General features: G+C 73.0%; 25 protein-coding genes. 12 read left to right on the top strand and 13 right to left on the bottom strand.

Annotated elements, in window-relative coordinates:
• Positions 1 to 1,014 (top strand): leucine-rich repeat domain-containing protein, encoded by a 1,014-nt coding sequence (locus ACIBQ6_RS32320; protein ID WP_397216475.1) that lies wholly within the window; start codon positions 1 to 3, stop codon positions 1,012 to 1,014.
• Positions 1,015 to 1,046: 32 nt separating this feature from the next.
• Positions 1,047 to 1,472: a hypothetical protein gene (locus ACIBQ6_RS32315; RefSeq protein ID WP_397216473.1), complete on the top strand. Its 426-nt coding sequence runs from the start codon at positions 1,047 to 1,049 to the stop codon at positions 1,470 to 1,472.
• 6 nt (positions 1,473 to 1,478) lie between these two features.
• Here the strand turns inward: ACIBQ6_RS32315 and cydB are convergent, their stop codons facing one another.
• The 3 genes from cydB to ACIBQ6_RS32300 form a co-directional block, all read right to left on the bottom strand.
• Entirely contained in the window at positions 1,479 to 2,360 is an 882-nt protein-coding gene (cydB, locus tag ACIBQ6_RS32310) for a cytochrome d ubiquinol oxidase subunit II (RefSeq protein ID WP_397216471.1), read from the bottom strand.
• Between the two features lie 12 nt (positions 2,361 to 2,372).
• Positions 2,373 to 3,716 carry a cytochrome ubiquinol oxidase subunit I gene (locus tag ACIBQ6_RS32305; RefSeq protein WP_358284895.1) on the bottom strand — a complete coding sequence of 448 codons (1,344 nt, stop codon included), beginning with the start codon at positions 3,714 to 3,716 and terminating at the stop codon, positions 2,373 to 2,375.
• Positions 3,717 to 3,886: 170 nt separating this feature from the next.
• The gene (locus tag ACIBQ6_RS32300) at positions 3,887 to 4,798 is read right to left on the bottom strand and encodes a polysaccharide deacetylase family protein (RefSeq protein WP_397216469.1); all 912 of its coding nucleotides are present in this window, start codon (positions 4,796 to 4,798) and stop codon (positions 3,887 to 3,889) included.
• A 96-nt stretch (positions 4,799 to 4,894) separates the two neighbouring features.
• Between ACIBQ6_RS32300 and ACIBQ6_RS32295 the strand changes: the two genes are divergently transcribed.
• Genes ACIBQ6_RS32295 through ACIBQ6_RS32280 form a run of 4 tightly spaced genes read left to right on the top strand, consistent with a single transcriptional unit; the run spans position 4,895 to position 7,658 of the window.
• Positions 4,895 to 5,548: a carbon monoxide dehydrogenase subunit G gene (locus ACIBQ6_RS32295; RefSeq protein ID WP_397216467.1), complete on the top strand. Its 654-nt coding sequence runs from the start codon at positions 4,895 to 4,897 to the stop codon at positions 5,546 to 5,548.
• A 55-nt stretch (positions 5,549 to 5,603) separates the two neighbouring features.
• A complete protein-coding gene (locus ACIBQ6_RS32290; RefSeq protein WP_397216465.1) occupies positions 5,604 to 6,500 on the top strand; it encodes a hypothetical protein in 897 nt (298 codons plus the stop codon).
• Between the two features lie 47 nt (positions 6,501 to 6,547).
• The gene (locus ACIBQ6_RS32285) at positions 6,548 to 7,219 is read left to right on the top strand and encodes a DsbA family oxidoreductase (protein ID WP_358284902.1); all 672 of its coding nucleotides are present in this window, start codon (positions 6,548 to 6,550) and stop codon (positions 7,217 to 7,219) included.
• Positions 7,220 to 7,253: 34 nt separating this feature from the next.
• Positions 7,254 to 7,658, top strand: a complete 405-nt coding sequence (locus tag ACIBQ6_RS32280; protein ID WP_397216463.1) for a MarR family winged helix-turn-helix transcriptional regulator — start codon at positions 7,254 to 7,256, stop codon at positions 7,656 to 7,658.
• A 48-nt stretch (positions 7,659 to 7,706) separates the two neighbouring features.
• On the opposite strand, the gene ACIBQ6_RS32275 is transcribed toward ACIBQ6_RS32280, so the two are convergent.
• Positions 7,707 to 8,321: a thymidine kinase gene (locus ACIBQ6_RS32275; protein ID WP_352363896.1), complete on the bottom strand. Its 615-nt coding sequence runs from the start codon at positions 8,319 to 8,321 to the stop codon at positions 7,707 to 7,709.
• Positions 8,322 to 8,423: 102 nt separating this feature from the next.
• Between ACIBQ6_RS32275 and ACIBQ6_RS32270 the strand changes: the two genes are divergently transcribed.
• Genes ACIBQ6_RS32270 through ACIBQ6_RS32260 form a run of 3 tightly spaced genes read left to right on the top strand, consistent with a single transcriptional unit; the run spans position 8,424 to position 12,603 of the window.
• Entirely contained in the window at positions 8,424 to 8,795 is a 372-nt protein-coding gene (locus ACIBQ6_RS32270; RefSeq protein WP_357992394.1) for a hypothetical protein, read from the top strand.
• A gap of 6 nt (positions 8,796 to 8,801) precedes the next feature.
• Positions 8,802 to 10,802, top strand: coding sequence for a hydantoinase/oxoprolinase family protein (locus ACIBQ6_RS32265; RefSeq protein WP_358284907.1), 2,001 nt, complete (start codon positions 8,802 to 8,804; stop codon positions 10,800 to 10,802).
• A complete protein-coding gene (locus tag ACIBQ6_RS32260) occupies positions 10,795 to 12,603 on the top strand; it encodes a hydantoinase B/oxoprolinase family protein (protein WP_397216460.1) in 1,809 nt (602 codons plus the stop codon). The genes ACIBQ6_RS32265 and ACIBQ6_RS32260 overlap by 8 nt, the downstream gene beginning before the upstream one ends.
• Before the next feature lie 14 nt (positions 12,604 to 12,617).
• Here the strand turns inward: ACIBQ6_RS32260 and ACIBQ6_RS32255 are convergent, their stop codons facing one another.
• Entirely contained in the window at positions 12,618 to 13,487 is an 870-nt protein-coding gene (locus tag ACIBQ6_RS32255) for an NAD(P)-dependent oxidoreductase (protein ID WP_387664200.1), read from the bottom strand.
• 72 nt (positions 13,488 to 13,559) lie between these two features.
• On the opposite strand from ACIBQ6_RS32255, the gene ACIBQ6_RS32250 reads away from it, so the two are divergent.
• Complete coding sequence (locus tag ACIBQ6_RS32250; RefSeq protein WP_358284914.1) at positions 13,560 to 14,240, top strand: histidine phosphatase family protein; 681 nt, start codon at positions 13,560 to 13,562, stop codon at positions 14,238 to 14,240.
• On the opposite strand, the gene ACIBQ6_RS32245 is transcribed toward ACIBQ6_RS32250, so the two are convergent.
• From ACIBQ6_RS32245 to ACIBQ6_RS32235, 3 genes are read right to left on the bottom strand one after another with little or no spacing between them, the layout of a single operon-like run.
• Positions 14,218 to 14,667, bottom strand: coding sequence for a hypothetical protein (locus tag ACIBQ6_RS32245; RefSeq protein ID WP_358284917.1), 450 nt, complete (start codon positions 14,665 to 14,667; stop codon positions 14,218 to 14,220). The genes ACIBQ6_RS32250 and ACIBQ6_RS32245 overlap by 23 nt on opposite strands.
• On the bottom strand, positions 14,657 to 15,178 hold the full coding sequence (locus ACIBQ6_RS32240) for an RNA polymerase sigma factor (RefSeq protein ID WP_397216457.1): 522 nt from the start codon (positions 15,176 to 15,178) through the stop codon (positions 14,657 to 14,659). The genes ACIBQ6_RS32245 and ACIBQ6_RS32240 overlap by 11 nt, the downstream gene beginning before the upstream one ends.
• A 47-nt stretch (positions 15,179 to 15,225) precedes the next feature.
• Positions 15,226 to 15,756: a uridine kinase gene (locus ACIBQ6_RS32235; protein WP_397216455.1), complete on the bottom strand. Its 531-nt coding sequence runs from the start codon at positions 15,754 to 15,756 to the stop codon at positions 15,226 to 15,228.
• Positions 15,757 to 15,831: 75 nt separating this feature from the next.
• On the opposite strand from ACIBQ6_RS32235, the gene ACIBQ6_RS32230 reads away from it, so the two are divergent.
• Positions 15,832 to 16,989 (top strand): CoA transferase, encoded by a 1,158-nt coding sequence (locus tag ACIBQ6_RS32230; protein ID WP_357964777.1) that lies wholly within the window; start codon positions 15,832 to 15,834, stop codon positions 16,987 to 16,989.
• A gap of 73 nt (positions 16,990 to 17,062) precedes the next feature.
• Positions 17,063 to 18,547, top strand: coding sequence for a carboxyl transferase domain-containing protein (locus ACIBQ6_RS32225; RefSeq protein ID WP_397216453.1), 1,485 nt, complete (start codon positions 17,063 to 17,065; stop codon positions 18,545 to 18,547).
• A 4-nt stretch (positions 18,548 to 18,551) separates the two neighbouring features.
• Here the strand turns inward: ACIBQ6_RS32225 and ACIBQ6_RS32220 are convergent, their stop codons facing one another.
• From ACIBQ6_RS32220 to ACIBQ6_RS32200, 5 genes are read right to left on the bottom strand one after another with little or no spacing between them, the layout of a single operon-like run.
• Positions 18,552 to 18,947 carry a hypothetical protein gene (locus ACIBQ6_RS32220; RefSeq protein ID WP_352363918.1) on the bottom strand — a complete coding sequence of 132 codons (396 nt, stop codon included), beginning with the start codon at positions 18,945 to 18,947 and terminating at the stop codon, positions 18,552 to 18,554.
• A complete protein-coding gene (locus tag ACIBQ6_RS32215; protein WP_358284931.1) occupies positions 18,944 to 19,390 on the bottom strand; it encodes a hypothetical protein in 447 nt (148 codons plus the stop codon). Before ACIBQ6_RS32215 ends, ACIBQ6_RS32220 begins: the two co-directional genes overlap by 4 nt.
• A 4-nt stretch (positions 19,391 to 19,394) precedes the next feature.
• Complete coding sequence (locus ACIBQ6_RS32210) at positions 19,395 to 20,204, bottom strand: carbon-nitrogen hydrolase family protein (RefSeq protein ID WP_358284933.1); 810 nt, start codon at positions 20,202 to 20,204, stop codon at positions 19,395 to 19,397.
• Complete coding sequence (locus tag ACIBQ6_RS32205; RefSeq protein WP_397216451.1) at positions 20,164 to 21,105, bottom strand: DUF418 domain-containing protein; 942 nt, start codon at positions 21,103 to 21,105, stop codon at positions 20,164 to 20,166. The genes ACIBQ6_RS32210 and ACIBQ6_RS32205 overlap by 41 nt, the downstream gene beginning before the upstream one ends.
• On the bottom strand, positions 21,102 to 22,823 hold the full coding sequence (locus ACIBQ6_RS32200; RefSeq protein WP_397216449.1) for an alpha/beta hydrolase: 1,722 nt from the start codon (positions 22,821 to 22,823) through the stop codon (positions 21,102 to 21,104). Before ACIBQ6_RS32200 ends, ACIBQ6_RS32205 begins: the two co-directional genes overlap by 4 nt.

The following is a 22,823-nucleotide window of genomic DNA, read 5'->3' as shown; positions in this document are numbered from 1 at the left end:
ATGCTCGCTCCCGGCGCCGGCCTGACCCGCTTCCCCGACGTGCCCGACGACGTGCGCACGATCGACCTGGCCTGGAACGAGATCACGCACGTGCCCGCCCGGGTGGCCGGGCTGGCCGCGCTGGAGGAGCTGCGGCTCGACGGCAACCGGCTGCGCGAGCTGCCCCGCCTGTCCGGCCTGGCCGCGCTGCGCGCCCTGCACCTCGACGGCAACGAGCTGAGCGAGGTCCCCGACTGCCCGCCCGGCCTGGAGACCCTCTTCCTCTACGGCAACCGGATCGAGCGCCTGACCGGCGACCTCGGCCCGCGCCTGCGCCACCTCGCGCTCGGCGGCAACCGGCTGACCTCCGTGCCCGCCGGGCTGTGGAAGCTGACCGGGCTCGAATCCCTCAACCTCGCCGAGAACGCCCTCACCGAGATCCCCGCCGACATCGGCGGCCTGGCCCGGCTGCGCATGCTCGACCTCGGCCACAACCGGCTCGCCTCGATCCCGCCCGAGGTCGGCGACCTGCCGCTCACCGACTACCTCTACCTGAGCGACAACGGGTTCACCGACGTCCCGGCCGCGCTCGGCCGCCTCGACCGGCTGGCCTACCTCAACCTCACCGACAACCGGCTGACCAGGCTCCCGGACGCGCTCGGGTCGATGGCGTCGCTGGTGGAGCTGCGCCTGTACAACAACCGGCTGGAGGCGCTGCCCGAGACCGTCGGCGGGCTCGGCCGGCTGCGCGAGCTGCACCTGCAGGGCAACCGGCTGACCCGGCTGCCCGCCGCCCTCGCGGCGCTGACCGAGCTGCGCGTGCTCGACCTGCGCGACAACCAGCTGAGCGAGCTGCCCGCGCTGCCGTCCGGCCTCACCCATCTCGACCTGCGCAACAACCGGCTGCGCGAGCTGCCCGCCGCGGTCGCCGAGCTGACCGGCCTGCGCAAGCTCGACCTGCGCTGGAACAAGCTCTACGACGACCCGCCGGTGCTCGATCTGCTGCGCGCCCGGGGCTGCGCCGTCCTGCGCTGAACCGGCGCGGAGGGCCGTGCGTAACTCCGCACATGACGACATTTCCACGTCTGGCTGTCCTCGCGCTGCTGGCCGGGCTGGTCGCCGCCTGCTCCGCCGGCGGCGGCTCCGGCGACCCGGCGGCGGCCGGCCGGAACGCCCCGCGGGCGGCGGCGCCCCAGACGGTCGAGCAGCTCGCCGCCAAGGTCGGCTGCAAGCCGCGCATGCAGGTCGACGCCGCCGAGATCCGTACGGGCTACTGCCGGACCGCCGACGGCCAGTTCTTCGTCACGACGTTCGCCAGCCAGTCCGGCAAGGACGCCTGGATGGACGCCGCCCCCGAGTACAACCCGCACCTGGTCGGCAACCTGTGGACCGTGCTGTCCAGCCGCAAGGTGCTGGAGCTGCTGAAGGAGCGGCTCGGCGGCGACCTCCACCTGAAGGACCACCGCACGAACCAGATGCGCACGGTCGGCTGAGGCGCCCTACGCCGCCGCGAGCATGACCCGCTTGCGGAACACCCAGTACGTCCAGCCCTGGTAGACCAGCACGAACGGCAGCGTGATCAGCCCGATCCAGCTCAGCATCGTCAGCGTGTACGGCCCCGAGGCGGCCGCCGCCAGGGTCAGCCCGGGCAGCGGCGCGACGCGCAGCTCCATGAAGACCGCCAGCGTGGCCAGCACGATGCCCGCGGCGGTCGCGCCGAACGCCCAGCCCTCCCTGCGCCGCCAGATCAGCGCCGCCGCGGCGGCCAGCGCGGCCATGGCGGCCAGGGCGGGCAGCGAGCCCAGGTTCGACAGGGCCAGCACGGCCACCGGGATGGCCACCGCCGCCGCGGCCATGGCGGCGGTCCTGGCCCGGCGGCGCACCGGGCCGGTGGTGCGCAGCGCGAGGAAGACCGCGCCGTGCAGCACGCAGAGCGTCAGCGTGAACGCGCCGCCGAGCAGGGCCGCCGGGCCGCTGTCGAACAGCACGTCGGCGAAGATCGCGCCCCACAGGAACGCCGGGAGGCCGCTGCCGACCAGGATGCCGAGGTCGCACCAGATCGGGTTGGCGACCTTGCCGCGCCACTCCAGTCCGACGCCGCGCACGATCAGGCCGACCAGGATGAGCGTGACGGGCAGGTAGAACGCGCTGAACAGGCCGGAGTACCAGGCGGGGAAGGCGGCGAACATGGCGCCGACGGCCGTGATCAGCCACACCTCGTTGCCGTCCCAGACCGGGCCGATGGTCTGCAGGCTCTGACGCTGCTCGGCGGCGTTCCTGCTGAGGAGCGGCGCCAGCAGGCCGACGCCGAAGTCGAAGCCTTCGAGGACGAAGTACCCGGTCCAGAGGAAGGCGATGATGACGAACCACATGTTGATCATGGTCTGGTCCCTCTAGTACATCAGCGACGGTTCGAGCGGCTGTGCCTCGGGAGCGGGCTGCCGCTCCTCGACGCCCTTGCGCACGTGCTTGGCCAGCAGGACGACCTCGGCCACGGCCAGGCCGCCGTACAGGAGTGTGAAGACGGTCAGCGAGATGGCGACCTCGGCCAGGGTCACGCCGGGCGAGACGCTTGAGGCGGTCAGCAGCTCGCCGGCGACCGTCCAGGGCTGCCGGCCGATCTCGCTCAGCAGCCAGCCCGCGATCACCGCCGCGAACGGCAGCGGCAGCGCCAGCAGCAGCGCCCGCGCCAGCCAGGACGGCACCTCGCGCCTGCGCCGGGTCAGCCAGAGGCCGAGCAGCGCGAGCCCCGCGGTGGCCATGCCGAACACGATCATCACGCGGAACGACCAGAACACGATCGTCGGGTCGGGCCGGTAGTCGCCGGGGCCGAACTGCTGCTCGAAGCGCTTCTGCAGGTCCTCGGTGCCCTGGACGGTGGCGTTGAGGTCGTTGGTGGCCAGGAAGCTGAGCACCTTGGGGATCTCGATGCCGGGCGCGAGGGAGAAGGCCGCGCCCGCGGTGTCGCGCTCCAGGCCCTCGGCCGCGGCCAGCTTCATGGGCTGCTGCTCGTACATGAGCTTGGCCGACATGTCGCCGGTGCCCGCGACGACCGCCCCCGCGATCGCCGTCATGACCAGCGCGCCGCGCGCGGCGCTGCGCCACATCGGCGCGCGCGTCCGCAGCAGCCAGTAGCCGCTGACCGCCAGCACGAACCCGCCCGCCACGATGAACGCGGCCCCGATGACGTGCGGCACCTGCGCGACCGCCGTGGAGTTGGTCAGCACCGCCCACAGGTCGGTCATCCTGGCCTTGCCGTCCACGACCTCGTAGCCGACCGGGTGCTTCATCCAGGCGTTGGCGGCGAGGATGAAGTAGGCCGACAGGTTGGAGCCGATCGCGGCGGCCCAGATGCTGGCCAGGTGCGCCTTCTTCGGCAGCCGGTCCCAGCCGAAGATCCACAGGCCGAGGAACGTGGACTCCATGAAGAAGGCCAGCAGCGCCTCCATGGCCAGCGGCGCGCCGAAGACGTCACCGACGAACGTGGAGTACTCACTCCAGTTCATGCCGAACTGGAACTCCTGCACGATGCCGGTCACCACGCCCATGGCGAAGTTGATCAGGAACAGCTTCCCGAAGAACTTCGTGAGCTTGAGGTAGTGCTCCTTGCCCGTGCGGTGCCAGGCCGTCTGGAGGCCCGCGACGAAGATGCCCAGACCGATGGTCAGGGGCACGAACAAGAAGTGGTACACGGTGGTGACCCCGAACTGCCACCGTGCCAGGTCAAGCGCGTCCATCAATCCCCACCCGCTCATAGCTCTACAAGCTGTAGTACTTCTACCTGTAGTAGTACTACAGGCCGTAGAGCATCGCGATGCGACGTTGGTCACATCCCCCGGTTCTGCCTACTTTTCGAGGATCCCGTACGGGTACGTCCCGGCGCGTCACCCGCCGGGCGGATTGCGCACTACCCCGCCCGGCGGACCCCGCCCGCGGCGTCGAGGTAGGCCCGCAGATTGCCCAGCTCGAAGCCGCGCCGCTTGATCTTGTCGATCAGCACCCGGAAGTCGGCCGCCAGGTTGGGCCGGAAGTGCAGGAGCAGGATGTCGCCCGGACGCAGGCGCTTGTCGGGCACCTGGTAGGCGATCTTGCCGCCCGGCTGCACGGTGGCGGTCCACAGCAGCACGGCCTTCACCCCGCACCGCCGGGCGGCCCGCAGCGTGTCGGTGTTGTAGCTGCCGAACGGCGGCCGGAACAACGCCGGCCGGGTGCCGATCTCCTTGCCGACCACCTGGGCCGCGCCGCAGATCTCGCGGCGCTGCCCGTCGAGGGCCAGGCGGCGCAGGTCGGGATGGGTGAGGGTGTGGTTCTCGACGGGCACGTGGACGTCGCGGAGCTGCCGGAAGTACCCCCACTTGCCGGCGCCCACGTAGCGGCCGGGGCCGCCGGCCGGGTCGGGGCTGCCCTTGGCCTCGACCGCGTCGCGCATGGCGAAGGCGGTGATGGGGACGCGCCGGTCGCGTACCAGCTTGACGAAGCCCGGGTCCTGCTCCCAGCCGTCGTCGATGGTCAGGAAGACGACCTTGCGCTTGGTGGGGATCGAGCTGATCACCGGGGGCAGGCCGTTCTCGCCCCTGATCGGGCCCACCTCGCCGGCGCGCGGCAGCGCCCCCGGCGGGCCCTGCGGAGTGGGCCGGGACGTGGGGACGCCGGTCGCGGACTGCTTCGCCGACGGCCCGGTCACGACCCCGCCGGTGTCGCCTGTGGTGCCGCCTGTGGCACACTCGGCGGCCAGCGCCACCAGCACCCCGGCGAGCACGGCCGGCCCCAGCCCGCCACGCCCGGCCCCGCTCCTGACCGTTCCACGCCCCCAGCACATGGAGCACCATCTTGCCAGCCCTGATCAGCGCGACGCGTCGCCCGACTGGCAGGTCTTGCCCTTAACCAGCCGGTCACCGGTGCCTAGAGTGGCCGCATGAAGGTGGCGGGCAGCGCCGTGATCGGCGTACAGCGAGATCGAGTGTGGGCCGCGCTCCAGGACCCGGCGGTGCTCGTGCGCACCATCCCGGGCTGCGAGCGCCTGGAGGAGACCGGGCCGGACACCTACAGGATGACGGTCAACGCGGGCGTGGCGTCCATCAAGGGCCTCTACCAGGGGGAGGTCGCGCTGGCCGAGCCGCGCGCGCCCGAGAGCTTCACGCTGCGGGCGCGCGGCCAGGGCGCGCCGGGCACGGTCGAGGCCACCGTCCTGGTACGGCTGAGCGAGATCGACGGCGGCACCCGGGTGGACTACGACGCCGACGCGGTGATCGGCGGGATGATCGGCGGCGTCGGGCAGCGCATGCTCGGCTCGGTCGCGAAACGCACGGCGGGCGAGTTCTTCTCCGCCGTCGAGGGCCACCTCAGCGCCCCGCCCCCGGCGGCCCAGACCGCACCAGAGGCCGCACCAGAGGCTGCACCGGAGGCCGCCCCGGCCGCCCCGGCGGTCTACGAACGGCCGCCCGCGCGGCCCGCCGAGCCCCGCCCGTGGGCGTTGCTGGCCGCCTTCGGCATGGGCGCGGCCGCCGCGCTCGCCGGCGTCGCCGTGGGCCGGCTGCTCGGCCGCGACACAGCCGGCCGGCGCGGCTGAGGGACGCGCCACGACGACCCTCGCGGAAAAGGATCTCCCGGCGTAGCGTGGCGGTATGCGGCAGGCACACGCTGAAGACGCACGGAACGAAGCCAGGCGCATCGTACGCGACCTGCTGGGGGAGGAGCGCCCCACCGCCGAGTCGCTGGTCGCCGAGGTGCGGCCGGTGTTCGGCGACCAGCGGACCGACCGCGCGCTCGGGCTCGCGCTCGGCGCGTCGCTCACCCGCCGATCGGCCGAACTGGCCGCCATCGCCGCGCTCCTCGTCGGCGCCCGCGAGCTGGGCGCCGGCTGGTGGACGCGGCCCAGGGGCGGCAAGCTGCCGCCGCCCGACGAGGTGTTGCGCACGGCCGTCGCGATCGAGCCGTGGACCGACCTGACCGCGCTGGAGATGCTGGCCGCCTGGATCGCCGACGACGCCGCCGACCAGCTCTGGGGCCGGCCCGTCGCCGAGGTCGACCTCAATTCCTGGCAGGCCGAGGACCGCTTCGAGCTGCCGCCGGGGGTCCGGCCGGGTCAGCGGCTCGTGGTGCACTTCGACGCGGGCGGCCGGCTCGACGCGGTCGTCGCCCGCCGTCCCGACGACGCGCTGGGGTCCAACCTCGACTTCCAGTCGCTGCGCTACTCCAGGCCCGCCGAGGCCGAGTGGAGCTGGGGGGTGGCCGCCGGGCTCGGGCCCCACCGGCTGCCCGGCGAGAAGCCCGACCCGTACGCCCGCGAGATCCCGGCCGCCGCCGCGGGCGTGCTGCGGGCCTGGGCCGTCCGCCACGGCGTCACCCGCGAGGAGCTGGGCGAGCGGTGGGGGACCGTCGGCGACGTGGTGGCCGCCATCGAGCGGGTCGACTGGATGTGGCGCAGCGGCGAGTGGTTCGGCTGGTGGCGCGGCGCGTCCGCCCTGGTGGACGACTCGGCCTACCTGCCGTACCGGCTGGAGGAGCTGGCCGCCGGGTGACCCGCGGCCGGCGGAATCGTCGTGCGGTCCGCGTGGTTGTCGATGGGGTGAAAGTCGAGATCTTCTCCGATGTCGTGTGCCCCTGGTGTTACATCGGGCACGTCAGGTTCGCCCGCGCCGCCGAGCGTTTCCGTGCCAAGGGCGGCACGATCGAGGTGACCATGCGCCCGTTCCAGCTCAACCCCGACGCCCCCGTCGAGGGCGAGCCGCTGATCCCGGCCCTTGAGCGCAAGTTCGGGCCGGGCGCGCGGCAGATGACCGAGCGGGTCAAGGCCGTCGCCGTCGAAGAGGGCCTGGAGATGGACTACGAGCGGGCCGTCAACGCCAACACCTTCGAGGCCCACCGGCTCATCGAGGCCGCCACCGCCCAGGGGCTCGGCAAGGAGATGGCCGACCGGCTGTTCCGCGCGTACTTCGGCGAGGGCGCGAACGTCGGCGACCCCGGCGTGCTGAGCCGCCTGGCCGGCGAGGTCGGCGTCCAGGACACCGGCGAGGGCGCCGAGCAGGTGCGCGAGCACCTGGCCAGGGCCGGCGCGCTGGGTGTCAGCGGGGTGCCGCTGTTCCTGTTCGAGGGCAAGTTCGCGGTGTCGGGCGCGCAGCCCGAGGACGCCTTCGCGGCGGCGATCGACGAGGTCGCCGAGCGTACCGGCCAGACGCCGATCACCCAGCTCGCCCCGCCGGCCGACGGATGCGACGACGACGGCTACTGCGCGGTCTGAACGGCCCCGCCCGCGGCGGTGCGACAATCGGAAGGTGTCGAGCCGCCGCCTTGGTTACCTGCTCAAGCATGCCGCGCTGCGCCTGGCCGAGTTCACCGGCCCGGCGCTCGCGCCCTACGGGATCGACGGGCGGGAGCTCGGGGTGCTGTCGGTGATCGACGCCCCCGAGCCGCTGTCGCAGCAGGAGGCGGCCCAGCGGCTCGGCATCGACCGCACGACGATGGTCGCCATGGTCGACGCGCTGGAGGGCAAGCGGCTGGTGGCGCGGCGGCCGCATCCGGGCGACCGCCGCAAGAACGCGGTGGAGCTGACCGAGCACGGCCGCGAGACCATGCGCCTCGCGGTGCCGGCCGTGGAGGAGGCCGAGCGCGCCTTCCTGTCCGCCCTGCCGGAGGACGAGCGCCGCCTGTTCCGCGCCGCCCTCGACCGGCTGGTGTGAGCCACGCGGGTCAGGCTGGTGTGAAGCCCCCGGCTCAAGGCACGCGGGTCAGGCCGGGGCGCCGCCCTCGCCGAGCTGGCCGGAGCGGTGGTGGCGGCGGCAGAGCACCTGGTAGCGCACCGGCGAGGCGTCGGTGTCGCCGATCACGACCTGCTCGCCCGTCCGCGCCAGCACCCCGCCCACCACGCGCGCGTTGAGCTGCCCGGGGCGTCCGCACCAGCACAACACCTCGACCTGCAGCCGGCACACCTCGTCGGCCAGCTCGAACAGCCGCTGCGCGCCGGGGAACATGACCGATCTGAAGTCGGAGGCCAGCCCGAAGGCGTAGACGTCGATGCCGTGCTCGTCCACCAGGTCGGCGAGCTGCTCGATCTGCTCGACCGTGTAGAAGCAGGCCTCGTCGCAGATCAGGTAGTCGATGCGCTCGTGCGCGGTGACCAGGCCGACGAGGTCGAGGGAGTCCTCCACCTCGATCGCCTCAAGGCCCAGCCCGATCCGGCTGGTGACCTTCGGGCCGCCGGAGCGGTCGTGCTTGGTCAGGACCAGTCCGCGCCGCCCCTGGCGGCCGTGGTTGTAGTTCATCTGGAGCGCCAGAGTGGACTTCCCGCAGTCCATGGGGCCGAAGTAGAACTTCAGCACGGCGTCCCGGGCTCCGGATGGCACGGCTGACAAGGCAGACAGTTCGGTCACAGGAGGCCAGCTTAGCGGCTTGGCTTGTTCCATGACCTCGTGGGACATTTCTCCCCTGGACTATCAGGAGGAACTGTGGTCACCGACAATCCACCGACGCTCGACGCGATGCTGACACAGGACGACGTGACGGCCGCCCAGGCCGACGCCACCCGATGGCGGTACGGTTTCCTGGTCGTCGTGGCGGGCATCGTCGCGATCCTGATCGCCTTCGGCGCCGCGGTGTTCGCCACCAAGGAGTTCGCCGCGTTGTTCGCGGGCGTGGCCGGGGTGGTGGGCACGATCATGGGCGCTTATTTCGGCGTGCAGGCCGGCCAGTCGGGGAAGGCCAGAGTCGAGGCCGAACTGGCAAAATCCCAAGAGCTGGTGGTGCGCCTGGCGGCCTACGTCGGCACCCAGAACGCGCCCCGGGTCATCGACGAAGTTCTCGGCCGTCGCCGAAGCTGAGGAGCCATGCGTAGCGTCCGAATCGGAGTGGACACCGGGGGCACGTTCACCGACGTCGTGGCGGTGGACGAGCAGACCGGTGAGATCGTCACCACCAAGACCCCCTCGACGCCCGCGAACCCGGCCGACGGGTTCGTCGCGGGCATCGGGAAGCTGGGCGAGCTCGACGTCGCCTCCATCGTCCACGGCACCACCGTCGCGACGAACCAGCTGCTCGAAGACCGCATCGGCAACCTCGGCTTCATCACCACCGAGGGCTTCGAGTTCATCCTGGAGATCGCCAGGCAGAGTGTGCCGGACGGCTACGGCAACTCCTACTTCTGGGTCAAACCGCCGCGGATCGTCCCCGTGCACCTCGTCAGGACGGTCGGCGGCCGGCTCGATCACCTCGGCAACGAGGTGCGGCCGTTCTCCGAGGAGCAGGCCGTCGAGGCCGCGCGCTGGCTCAGGTCGAAGGGGATCACCGCGGTCGGCGTGTGCTTCCTGCACTCCTACGCCAACCCCGAGCACGAGCGCCGCATGCGCGAGATCCTCTGGCGCGAGCACCCGGAGGCGGTGATCTCGCTCTCCAGCGACGTGCTGCGCGAGTACCGCGAGTACGAGCGCTCGATCACCACCCTGGTGGACGCCGCGGTCAAGCCCGCCGTGCGCGGCTACATCGCCGGACTGTCCAACCGGCTCGGCATGCCGTTCTCGGTGATGAAGTCCAACGGCGGCGTGCTGTCGGCGCGCGAGGTCGTCAACCAGCCGATCACCACCGTGCTGTCGGGCCCGGCGGCGGGCGCGCTCGGCGCGGCGCTGATCGCCTCCACTGCCGGGCACCCGTCGGTGATCACCCTCGACGGCGGCGGCACCTCGACCGACGTGGCCGTGGTGATCGACGGCGAGCCGTCCCTGACGACCGAGGGCACGGTCGGCCGTTACCCGTGCAAGATCCCGATGATCGACATCGTCACGGTCGGCGCGGGCGGCGGCTCGGTGGCCTGGATCTCGCCCGAGGGCACGCTGAAGGTCGGCCCCCGCTCGGCCGGCGCCGATCCGGGGCCCCTGTGCTACGGCAAGGGCGGCTCGGAGGTCACGGTCACCGACGCGCACGTGTTCCTCGGCCGCATCCCGCCCCACCTGCTGGGCGGCGAGATCCCGCTCGACGCCGACGCCGCCCGCCAGGGCGTCGAGGCGCTGGCCGACAAGCTCGGGCTCAGCCCCGAGCGCACCGCGACCGGCATCCTGGAGATCAGCGCGTTCAACCAGAGCAACGCGATCCGGCAGCTCACCGTCAAGCGCGGCCTGGACGTACGGGACTTCCCGCTGGTGACGTTCGGCGGGTCGGGGCCGCTGCTGGCCTGCCGCCTGATCGACATCCTGGGCCTGCCCGCCGTCGTCGTCCCGCGCGACCCGGGCAACGTCTCGGCGTTCGGCCTGCTCACCGTCGACGTCAAGAACGACTACGTGCGCACGTACGTCACCCGCGACCTCGCCCTCAAGACCGCCGCGCAGATCTTCCAGGAGCTGGAGGGCCAGGCCGCCGAGGCGCTCGACCGCGAGGGCTTCGACGACCCGGTCCACGTGCGCAGCGCCGACCTGCGCTACTACGGGCAGGCGTTCGAGGTGCGCGTCGCGGCCCCGGCGGGCCCGCTCGACGACGACTGGAAGCGCACGGTGATCGACGCCTTCCACGACGCCCACGAGAAGTTGTACGGGTACGCCTACCGCGACGACCCGCGCCACGGCGTCGAATGGGTCAACCTGCGCGTCTCGGGCATCGGTCCCATCACCCGTCCGGCGATCCGGCGGCTCGGCAAGCCGGGGGAGGGGGCCACGTCGGTCCGTCCTGTGCACTTCGAGGAGACCCGCGACACGCCGATCCACCAGCGGGCCGCGCTCGGGCCGGGGGCCACCGTCCAGGGCCCGGCGGTCATCGAGGAGTACGGATCGACGATCCCCGTGCACCCGGGCTTCACCGCGAAGGTGGACGAATACGGAAATGTGGAGATCCGACGTGATTGATCCGATCCTGGTGGAGATCGTCGAGGGCACGCTGGCCTCCGTCGAGCGGGAGGTCGAGACGGCCATCGCCCGCACGGCCCGCTCCCCGATGATCCGCGACGCGCACGACTTCCGCGCCGGCATCCACGACGCCCGGCTGCGCAAGCTCACCGGCCGCTCCTACAGCGCGCTCGTCCAGCCGATCGTGCGCGACTTCCCGATCGAGACGATGAAGCCCGGCGACGTCTACTTCCACAACGACGTCTACCTGTCCGAGGGCGGCATCGGCCACCTGCCCGACCTGTGCGTCACCGTGCCGGTCTTCCACGACGGGGTCGTGGTGGCGTTCGTGCAGGCGTTCGGCCACCACGACGACATCGGCGGCGCGGTGCCCGGCTCGATGCCCTCGCACGCCCGCTCGGTGTACGAGGAGGGCCTGATGATCCCGCCGATCAAGCTGTGGGACCAGGGCGTGCCGAACGACACCGCGCTGCGCATCATGACCCGCAACTCCCGCATGCCCGACTCCCTGGCCGGCGACCTCGACGCCGAGTGCTCGGCCTGCCTCATGGGCGCCCGCCGCCTCGGCGAGCTGTTCGACCGGTACGGCAGGCAGGCCGTCGAGGAGTGCTTCGACGCGATCGTCTCCAAGACCACCGAGACCTTCCGCAGGGAGCTGCTCGCCAAGATCCCCGAAGGCACGTACGTCTGGGAGGACTACGCCGAGCACGACGGCGTCGACGAGCCCCGCCTGCACGCCCAGCGCATCACGCTCACCGTCGACCACGCCGCCGACGCGCCGCTCACCATCGACTTCACCGGCACCTCGCCCCAGGCCAAGGGCCCGATCAACCACGCGGGCGACTACGCCGACGGCGTCTTCCTGAAGAAGTGGCTGGCGCCGGTGCTGCGCAACCTCGCCGACACGCCCGAGCGCATGGCCGAGCTCGACGTCAACGAGGGCGTCGTGCCGCTGATCAGGATGGTCTTCCCGGAGAAGGGCACGCTGCTCACCCCGGTCTTCCCGGCGCCCACCAACGCCCGCACGTTCGTCATCCTGCGCCTGCTCGGCGTGCTGGCCGGGGTGCTGGCCAAGGCCACCGGCGGACGCATGCCCGCCGACCAGGAGACCATCCGCTACACCGGCGTCTACGGCAGCGACGCCGACGGCACGCCGTACCTGATGCGCGAGGTGCTGGGCGGCGGCTCGGGCGGCCGCTGGTACGCCGACGGCGAGGACACCATCCACATCGTCCCCGACTCGCGCAACATCCCGGTCGAGTTCGCCGAGGCGCGCTGGCCGTTCCGGGTGGAGCGGCTGGGGCTGGCCTGCGACTCGGGCGGCCCCGGCATGTTCCGCGGCGGCCTGGGCTACGACAAGCACATCAGGATGCTCAGGGACGCGTCGTACATGTCGATCGCCGACCGGTCGATCCTGTCGTGCTGGGGCGTCAACGGCGGCCTGGCCGGGCGTCCGTTCCGGGTGGAGATCGCCGGCAAGGAGATGGACGGCCTGGTGGACGACCACCCCGTCCAGGCCGGCGACCTGATCCGCGTCCGCACCACGGGCGGCGGCGGCTGGGGCTCCCCCTACGACCGCGACCCGCGGGCGGTGGCGGCCGACGTCCGCGACGGCAAGGTCTCGATCGCCGGCGCCCTGGGCGACTACGGCGTGGTCCTGGACGGCGACCGCATCGACGAACGCGGCACCGCCGAGCTCCGCGCCCGCCTCCGCCCGCCCACTGACCGCTTCTTCGACCGCGGCCCCGGCTACCCGAGGCTGTCCGGCGGCAGAACGTTCGCGGAGGTGGACGAACTGTAGGGAACCGGCGGGGGCTACTCCTCGTCGAAGCTGGCGAAGTAGGTGGCCACCATGTCCTGGTCGCCGTGCCCCTGCGCCTCGGCGCGGCGCAGGCGCTCGCCGGCCGCCGCCACCATGTCCAGCCGCACCCCGGCCGACTCGCCCGCCTCGGTGATCAGCCGGGTGTCCTTCTCGGCGTTGTGCACGGTGAAGGACGGCTCCAGGTCGCCCTCCAGGATGGCCTTCGACTTGGCCTGGAAGTAGACGTTGTCCAGCGGGCCGCCGGTGATCACCTCGCGCACCAGGCCGGGGTCGACGCCGAGCCCCTTGGCCAGGGCCAGGGCCTCGGCCACGATGCCGGTCATCGAGATGGCGTAGCTGACGGCGGCCATCTTGAGCCTGGTGCCGGTGCCCTGGGCGCCGTCCTCGCCGAGCCAGAGGGTGCGCGCGCCGACGGCGTCGAACACCGGGGCGAGCGCCTGCCGGGCCGGCTCGGGGGCGGCCGCCAGGATGAGCAGGGTGCCCTGTTCGGCCGGCTGCCTGGTGCCCTGGACGGGCGCGTCGGCGAAGGTCAGCCCGTGCTCGGCGGCCAGGGCGGCCAGGCGGCCGACCGCCGCCACGCCGACCGTGCTCATCTGCGCCCACACCTGGCCGGGGCGCAGCGCGGGCGCGGCGGCGGTCATCGCGTCGTGCACGGCGTCGCCGTCGCTGAGCATCGTGACGATCACGTCGGCGCCCTCGACCGCCTCGGCGGGGGAGCCGGCGACGACGGCGCCGTCGGCCGCCAGCGGCTCGGCCTTGTCCCGCGTGCGGTTCCACACCCTGACCGGCAGGCCGGCCTTGAGCAGGTTGCGGGCCATGGGAGCGCCCATGAGCCCGGTCCCGAGCAATGCGACTTCAGTCATGAGGATCACCCTACGACGGCCCGCTCCGGCGGCTTCGGCGAGGTACGGCGTCCGGATGCGAGGATGGCGGCCATGGGACCTTCTCGGATAGTCGCCGTACGCCACGGGGAGAGCCAGGCGAACCTGGCGCACGCGCAGGCCGGCGACCGGCCACTGGTCTACGAGCGGGGCGACCACGAGGTGACGCTGACCGACCTCGGCCTGCTCCAGGCGCGGGCGCTCGGCCGGATGCTGGCCGGGCTGCCCGCCGGCGAGGCGCCCGAGGAGGTGTGGTGCTCCCCCTACCTGCGGGCCCTCGACACCTGGAAGGCCGCCCACGAGACCTGGGGCGCCGGCGCGCTGCCGGTCACCGTGGACGAGCGGCTCAGAGACCAGGAGTCGGGCGATTTCGCCCGGTTCAACCTGGCCGCCATCGGCGAGCGGTTCCCCGGCGAGGTGCGGCGGATGCGGGCCGAGGGCCCCTACGCCTACCGCCCGCCCGGCGGCGAGTCGCTGGCCGACGTGGTGGCCCGGCTGAAGGACTTCCTGCACGGGCTGCGCGCGGCGGCGGACGGGCGGCGGGTGCTGATCGTCGCCCACGACTCGGTGGTGCTGGGCCTGCGGCACGTCATGGCCGGGCGGGACGACGCCGACCTGGCCGACGTCCTGCGGTTCGCGCCGGTGCTGAACGCGTCGGTGTCGGTCTGGCGGGCCGCGGGCGGAGGGTTCGAGGTGGTGGCGTTCAACGACGTCACCCACCTAGATCCCGCTTGAGCCGCAGCAGCCGCGCCCGCCGCGCGTGGGCCTGCCCGGTCAGCACGGCGCTCACCGCCACGAACGCCAGCCCGAGCGCCAGCGCGCCGGTGGCCACGGCGGCGACGAGCGCGGTGGTGAGCAGGGCCGCCGCCAGGGCGATCCAGCCGGCGATCACCCGGTCGCGGGCGAACAGCGGCGTTCTGCGCGTGCTCAGCCAGCCGCCGTAGCAGGCCCAGGCCAGGCAGAACGCGGTGAGGGCGGCGAAGGCCAGGTGGGTGCGGCCGGGCAGCGGGCCGGGCTCGGTCCACCACAGGGCGCAGACGAAGACCGTCCCGGCGGCCCCGGCGAGCAGGGCGGTCAGCGCGCGCACGCGCCGCCACGGCGACAGCGACGGTTCGAGGCGCTCGATGATCTGGTCGGCGGTCAGGCGCGGCTCATCGGTCATGGTCGATCTCCTTCAGGTGGTCGCGCAGGAGGCGGCGGGCGCGGCTGAGTCTGGACTTGACGGTTCCGGCGGGGATGCCGCAGATCTGGGCGCACTCCTCGACCGGCAGGTCCTCCAGGTAGTGCAGGACGAGGATCTCCCGCTCGGGAGGGGGCAGGGCGGACAGGGCGGCGAGCAGGCCGGCGCGGTCGACGACGGCCTCGGCGGGGTCCTCGGTCACCGGTTCCGGCTCGGCCGCGCTCTCCGCCCGCGCGTACTCCTCGCGCAGGCGGTCGGTGACCGCCCGGCGGGCGATGGTGAACAGCCAGGGCGCGAACCGTCCGGGCGCGCGCAGCCGGGGCAGGCCGCGCACGACGGCCGCCCAGATCTCCTGGGCGACGTCGTCGGCGCGCTCGGCGTCCAGCATGCGCCGGACGTAGGTCCAGACCGGGGTGTGCCAGCGGCGTACGAGTTCGGCGATCGCCGCGCGCTCGCCCAGCTGGGCGCGTACGACGAGCAGCTCATCTGTCATGTCGTCCTTCCGTCACCCTGCTCAGTCGGGCGGGAGGGCGACCCGGTTCACGTCTCGACGACGAGATCGGCGCGCTCGCGGGTGCGGTCGGCGGCGAACCAGGCCCGTTCGGCGGCGAACCACTGCCGCCACCGGGGTTCGAGGTCGGGGCCGTCGCGGTCGAGGACGCGCCGCAGCCGCACGGCCTCGGGGGCCTCCACCCAGACGGTGAAGGCCAGCAGGCGGGCGGCCGACCGGCGGGCGGTGCCGACGCCCTCGACCACCAGCACGGGCGCGGCCGGCACGGAGACCTGGTCGGCGTAGCGCTCGCGCACCCAGTCGTACCGGCGGAAACCGGCCGGGCGGCCGTGCCGCAGCGGTTGCAGGACCTGCTCGTCCAGCAGCCGGAACCAGGCGCCGGGGCCGTCGTCCCAGTGGACGGGGAAGTCGTCGCTGTGGATCACCTGGCAGCCGAGCGCCGCGCCGAGCCGGCCGGCGAACGTGGTCTTGCCCGAGCCCGCCGGGCCGTCGACGGCCACCAGGCGGACGGGCCCGCAGGAGGGCGGCAGGGCCTGGATGCGGCGGGCCAGGGATTTCACCGGACCAGGGTAGGCGATGGTGGACGGGCGCCTGAGAGAATATTCTTCCGGCCCAACGCAAGCTGGAGGTTGACCTTGCTCGGACCCCTCGGCGACGTCGTCGTCCTCGATCTGTCCAGGGCCCTGGCGGGGCCGCACGCCGCGCAGATGCTCGGCGACCTGGGCGCCCGGGTGATCAAGGTGGAGCATCCGGACGGGGGTGACGACTCGCGCGGATGGGGGCCGCCCTTCGTGGGGCCCGACCACGACATCTCGACCTACTTCCTGGCGGCCAACCGCAACAAGCAGTCCATCGCGGTCGATCTCAAGTCCGCCGAGGGCAGGCAGCTCATCGAGCGGCTCGTCCGGCAGAGCGACGTGCTGATCGAGAACTTCCGCACCGGCGTGCTCGACCGGCTCGGCTTCCCCGTCGAGCGCCTGCACGAGCTCAACCCGCGCCTGGTCGTCCTGTCGATCACCGGGTTCGGCCACGACGGGCCCGAGGGCGGCCGGCCGGGCTACGACGTGATCGCCCAGGGCGAGGCGGGGCTGATGTCGCTGACCGGGCCCTCGCGCGAGGAGCCGTACCGGGTGGGCGCCTCGATCGCCGACCTGCTGGCCGGCATCCACGGCGCGTACGGCGTGGCGGCGGCCCTGTACGAGCGCGAGCGCACCGGCCGGGGCCGGGTGGTGCGCACGTCCCTGCTGGCCGCGGTCACCGGCGTCCACTCCTACCACGGCACGGCCTGGACGGTCGGCGGCCAGGTCCCCGGCGCCAACGGCAACCACCACGCCTCCATCGCCCCCTACGGCGCCTTCCGCTGCGCCGACGGCATGCTGCAGATCGCCGTGGCGAACGACGGCCAGTGGAAGAAGGTCGCCAAGCTACTCGACATCGACCCTGATGTGGCGAAATATGCGACCAACAGGCAGAGATTCGCACACCGGGACGAGCTGATCGCCGACATGGAGAAGGCCCTGGCCGACCACGACCGCGCCCACTGGCTGGCCAGGCTGGGCGAGGCCGGCGTGCCCGCGGGCGCGATCAGGTCGATCGACGAGGTCTACGCCTGGGAGCAGACCCGCTCCCAGGGGCTCCTGGTCGAGGTGGACCACCCCGTGCTGGGCCCGATCGAGCTTCCCGGGCCGCCGCTGCGCTTCGACGGCCTGCCCGCGGCCGAGCACACCGCGCCCCCCGCGCTCGGCCAGGACGGCGAGGCCGTGCTCGCCTGGCTCGAAGAGCGGGAGGGATGATCGGCAATTCCCGGCTCCGGCATGTACCCTCGTGCGTCACCATGGCATCATCGGTTGATCGTTAGGAGCGATAGTGAGCCGTCCGGACGCGCGCACACTGATCGAAGCGGTCCTCGACAGGGGGTCGTGGAAGTCGTGGGACGCGCCGCCCGCCGATCCGGCGGAGCCCGGCTCCTCCTATGCCGAGGAGCTGGCCGCGGCCCGCGTGAAGTCCGGCTACGACGAGTCGGTGATCACCGGCGAGGGGCTGCTCGACGGCCGCAGGGTCGCCGTCGTGGTCTGCGAGTTCTCCTTCATGGCGGGGTCGGTCGGGGTCGCCGCGGCCACCCGCATCGCGGCCGCGGTCGAGCGCGCCACGCGTGAGCGGCTGCCGCTGCTGGCCGCCCCGGCCTCGGGCGGCACCCGGATGCAGGAGGGGGCGCTGGCGTTCGTCCAGATGGTCCGGATCACCGTCGCGGTGCAGGAGCACCGCGCGGCCGGGCTGCCGTACGTCGTCTACCTGCGCCACCCGACGACGGGCGGCGTGCTGGCCTCCTGGGGCTCGCTCGGGCACGTCACCGCGGCCGAGCCGGGGGCGCTGATCGGGTTCCTCGGGCCGCGGGTGTTCGAGGCGCTGCACGGCTACCCCTTTCCCGAGGGCGTCCAGGTGGCCGAGAACTTCTACGAGCACGGCCTGGTCGACGCCGTCGTGTCGGCCGACGACGCCCGCCGGGTCGCGATCAGGGCCCTTTCCGTGCTGTGCGCCGCGCGTACCGGCGTCGAGGCGGGCGAGCCGCCCGCGGAGGACCTGCGGCCGGTGGAGGCGTGGGAGGCGATCACCCGCTCGCGCCGCGACGACCGTCCGGGCGTGCGCACGCTGCTCAAGCTGGCCGCCACCGACGTGACGCCGCTCAGCGGCAGCGGCGCCGGCGAGAACGAGCCGGGGCTCGTGCTGGCGCTGGCCAGGTTCGGGTCGGCGCCCGCCGTGGTGCTCGGCCAGGACCGGCGAAGACAGCGCCGGCGCTTGCCGCTCGGCCCGGCCGGGCTCAGGGTGGCCAGGCGCGGCATGCGCCTGGCGGCCGAGCTGGGGCTGCCGCTGGTCACCGTGGTCGACACCGCGGGGGCCGACCTGTCGAAGTCGGCCGAGGAGGGCGGGCTGGCCGCCGAGATCGCCCGCTGCCTGGCCGAGCTGGTCACCCTCGACGCGCCGACCGTGTGCCTGCTGCTCGGCGAGGGCGCGGGCGGGGCGGCGCTGGCGCTGCTGCCGGCCGACCGGGTGTTGTGCGCGCAGCACGCCTGGTTGTCGCCGCTGCCGCCGGAGGGCGCCTCGGCCATCCTCTACCGGTCGGTCGACTTCGCCCCCGAGATCGCCCAGGCCCAGCACATCCGGGCCACCGACCTGCGGCGCGACGGCATCGTCGACCGGGTGATCCCCGAGCTGCCGGACGCCGCCTACGAGCCCAGGCAGTTCTGTGAGCGCGTGGGGCGGGCGCTGGAGCACGAGATCGCCAAGCTGCTGGAGGCGCCGCCGGCCGACCGCCTGGCGGCCCGCCTGGCCCGCTACCGCGCCCTGGGCTGACCGCCTACGGCACGGGGATGCGTTCGACGCGGATGGAGAAGACCTCCTCGCGCGGCACGACCACCTCGTACGCGCCGTGGTCGACCATCCAGTAGCCGAGCGCCTCGGCCTTCATGCCGCTGTGGCCGGTGTAGGCGATGTGCAGGCCGTCGTCGTCCTCGTCGAGGACGATGCACGGCTCGCCGCCGAAGGCGCCGACAGTGCGGACGAGCACCAGCCACTCCAGCCGTGACCTGGCCACCACCCGCCGCCAGTAGCCCGAGGCGGGCTCGAAGCCGTCGAGCTCCACCTCGCTGAACAGCACCACCTGGTCGTTGTCGGGGCCGAGCGCGGCCGGCAGCGTACGCTCGCCGAACCGGGCCACGAAGCCGGAGGCGACCGGCGTGATCTCCTCGCTCATGCGGCGGGCCGCCAGGTCAGGCCGTCGTAGCCGGCGAAGGGCCGCTCGCCCTCGTCGGTGACGTGGACGATCTCCGCCCCCGCCGGGATCGGCATCGGGACGGTGTGGAACTGCGGCACCACGTGGTCGGGCGAGGTGGTGAACCCGTTGCCGGCGAACGGCGGCACGTCGCTCCAGTCGCCTCCCATGTGCGGGCCGTAGGGCACCGCGTAGGTGTCGACGTCGCGGGCGTGCCAGCGCATCAGGTAGAGCTCGGGCACCTCGGGGAACAGCTCCGAGCCGTCGAAGGACAGGTCGAGGCCGTAGTAGAGGGCCGCCGGCGTGGTCAGCCTGACGCAGTCCTGGACCCGGTAGACGTAGCCGGAGATCACCGTGCGCTTGCCCGACAGGTACGGCACGAGCAGACGCGGCGGCACGACCTTCTGCATCTGCGTTCCGCTCATGGCTCTACTTTACGGTCGGTTGACCCTTGAGCACCCGGTGATCCAGACACGGGAGCATGGCCCTGGCGGTGGCCGTCCATTCGGTGTCGAGACGGACGAGCTGGACCCCCGGACCGGTGCCGAGGTCGGCCCGGACCACTCCGAGCGGGTCGACCAGCATGCTGCGCCCCACGCCGAACCCGTCCTTCGACTCCTCCGGGTTGGGCGCCTGGCCGACGGCGGCCGTCCACATCGTGTTCTCCAGGGCCCGTGCGCGGACCAGCGTGACCCAATGGTCCTCCTTCAGCGGGCCCGACCCCCAGGCGGCGATCACCGCGAACAGGTCGGCGCCCTTGTCGACCAGCGCCCTGGTCAGCTCGGGGAAGCGGATGTCGTAGCAGGTGACCAGCCCGACGCGCAGCCCGGCCAGCTCGACCACGGCCGGCTCGGCGCCCGGCGCCACCAGGTCGGACTCCTTGGAGCCGAAGGAGTCGAACAGGTGGATCTTCCGGTAGGCGGCCTTGATCCCGCCGTCGGGGCCGATCGCCACGGCCGTGTTGTGCACCTTCGCGCCGGCCGGGCCCTCGCCCGGCTCGAACACGCCGGCGATCACCGCCAGGCCGTGGGTGCGGGCCGCCTCCGCCAGCCCCGACACGAACGGCCCGTCGAGCGGCTCGGCCAGCTCGGTGACGCGCCTGCCGTAACGGGTGAGCGTGGCCTCGGGGAAGATCGCCAGGTCGGCCCCCTCGGCGCGGGCGAGCGCCTCCCTGGCCCTCTTGAGGTTGGTGGCCGGGTCAGGAGAGACCGGAATCTGGCAGAGGGCGATTGTGGTCACGGCCCGACTCTAACCGGTTGGGCACCAGTCGAAACCAGGTCAGGCACCGCCAGATCCACTCAAGTGGGCCGTACCGAAATCTGGTTAGCCACCAGCCGCTGAACAACGTCTGCGCCACCACGGTCGTCAGCGCCACCGCGAGCACCGGCCAGCGGGTGGCGCCGGTCTTCAGCGGGACCGTGCACAGCGCGATCACCGCCGTGCCGGTGACGTAGTTCGTCAGCGCCATCCGGCCCAGCGGCTCCAGCAGGGCCGACGACCACGGCCGCAGCGCCAGCAGCAGCCCACTGGCGTACGCCGCCGCCCCCGACAGCGCGGCCACGCTGTAGACGGTCCAGTCGCCCGCCCCCGGCGCCTCCGCGACGCCCGCCCAGGTGACCGTCAGCACCAGGGAGGTCAGCGCCGAGGCCGCGAACACGGGGGCCAGCAGGCTCCGCGGCGGGCGCAGCCGCATCAGCCCCATGCCGACCAGGAACAGCCCGGGGATGAGCGACGGGCCCGCGCCGTGCCAGGTGGCCCAGACGGTCGCCACGACGCCGAGCGCCAGCACCGGCAGGCCGCCCGGCAGGAACGAGGCGGGCAGCAGCACCACCAGGCCGTAGAGGGCGTAGTCGGTCAGCACCTCGCCCTCGTAGAAGGTGTGCTGGAGCAGGCCGAAGCAGGCCAGCCAGGCCAGCCGGCGGGCCAGCGCCCAGCGGCTTCCCGAACGGTCGAGGAACAGCACGAAGCTGATGCCGAACAGCAGCGAGAAGATCGGGTAGAAGCGGCTCTGGAACAGCGCCTCGATCGTGCGGTCGATGCCGGTGTAGGGCTCGTGGCTCGCGTGCTGCCAGGTGTTGACCAGCATGATGCCGCCCACCGCGAAGCCGCGGAGGGCGTCCAGCTCACGGATGCGCGTCACAGGAACCAGGTGAACCACCATACGAGGAATCCGGCGCCGGTGACCGCCGCCACGATGTGCGGCCACCGCCGTGCGTGGAACAGGGCCGCGACGCTCAGCACGGCCGAGGCCACCGCGATCCACGTGTACAGGCCGCCGACCGAGGCGGGGACGCCGACGGCCAGGGCCGTCTCGTTCCTGCTCGCCATACCGTAGACGGCCTGGCCGGTCAGCCCGGCGGACGCCACGCCGGCCAGCCCCGCGAAGGCGGTCACCGACCTGCCGCGCAGCGCGCCCGCGGCGAGCTGGACGAGCGAGACGAGCGCGAACAGCGCGAAGGGCGCGGCCAGCCAGGGCGCCTGCGAGATGCGGTACGGCGCGCCGGTGACGTGCGTGTCGGCGAGCCGGAGCGTGGGCGGCAGGCCCGGGTCGGGCTCGCACGGCTTCGGCGACACGCCGCCTGGGGACTCGACGAACTCGGCGATGTGCTTCCTGGCGCACGCGCTGCTGAGGAAGACGGCGTGGCTGCCGCGGAACGTCTCGAACCGGGCGCCGGGGATGGCCCTGGCGGCGGGCCCGGCCGTCCTGGCGGGGGTGGTGGGGTCCCGATCGCCGCCGACGACGTAGACAGGGGCCTTGGGGACGGCGTTCACGGGGGCGGATTGGGGAAGTTGCCACGCATCACACACCGCTTTGTCCGCGTTTACCGTGAAAAGTCGGGATTTGGTGGTGAAGGTGTTGAACGGCACCTCGTCCTGGCACTGCACCGCGTGGTACAGCCCGAACTCGTGCGACACCAGCCCCTCGCCCACCGCGTCGGCCAGCGGCCGCAGCAGCTCGTCGTGCCCCTCGGCCAGCCCGCCGACCAGCGCGGGCGCCACGGCCGACACGTCCGCCTCGTGCAGCGCCTCGGCCAGGACGGTGGCGACGTCGTCGCCGGACATCGTCGCCGTGAACGGCCGGCCGAGCAGCGGATCGGTGGTCGGCACCCGGGCGGGGGAGCGGTTGAGCCCGGCCACCACCCGGTCGAAGGCGTCGCCCACGCCGAGCGCGGCCACGGTGTCGCGCAGGTTGCGGTCGGCGTCGTCGTACCAGGCCACGGACTCGGGCAGGAACGAGTCCAGCACGACCGAGCGCACGCCCTGCGGGTCGGCCGCGGCGACGTCGGCCATGACGCGGGTGGAATAGCTGACGCCGAACAGGTTCCAGGAGGGATGGCCGAGCGCCTGGCGCAGGGCGACCACGTCGGCGGCGATCTCCTTGGTGTTGTAGCCGCGCAGGTCGATGCCCTGTTCCTGGAGGCGGGCGCGGCAGCGCCGGGCCGCCGCGCCCACGTCGGCGGGCGGCCTGCGCAGCCGTCCGAGCAGCGCCTCGGCCGTCTCGGGGCAGCCCAGCACCGGACGGGAGTACTTCCCGCCGCGCTGCTCGATCGTCACCACGTCGCGGTCGGGGAACATCTGGCTCAGGAACCCGGTGAGCTGCAGCGACGACGACGCCGGCCCGCCGCCCATGTAGACGATCGGATCGGGTTTGCGGCCGGCGGCCGTCGAGGTGTGCACGGCGTACCCGACCTTGATGGTCCGGCCGGGCGTGTCGCGGCGCTCGGGGACCAGCAGGAACCCGCAGACGGTGTGCTCCGGCACGGCGACCGGGCAGGGCGCGGACTCCACGGGAGGAGGCGTGGCAGGCGTGACGAGGGGAACGCTCAGGGCGAGGGCTAGCACGACCCGGATGATCAC

Origin of the sequence: Nonomuraea sp. NPDC049655 (assembly GCF_044465465.1) — a bacterium.
GTDB lineage: Bacteria > Actinomycetota > Actinomycetes > Streptosporangiales > Streptosporangiaceae > Nonomuraea.
This window is presented reverse-complemented; position numbering and strand designations above follow the sequence as displayed.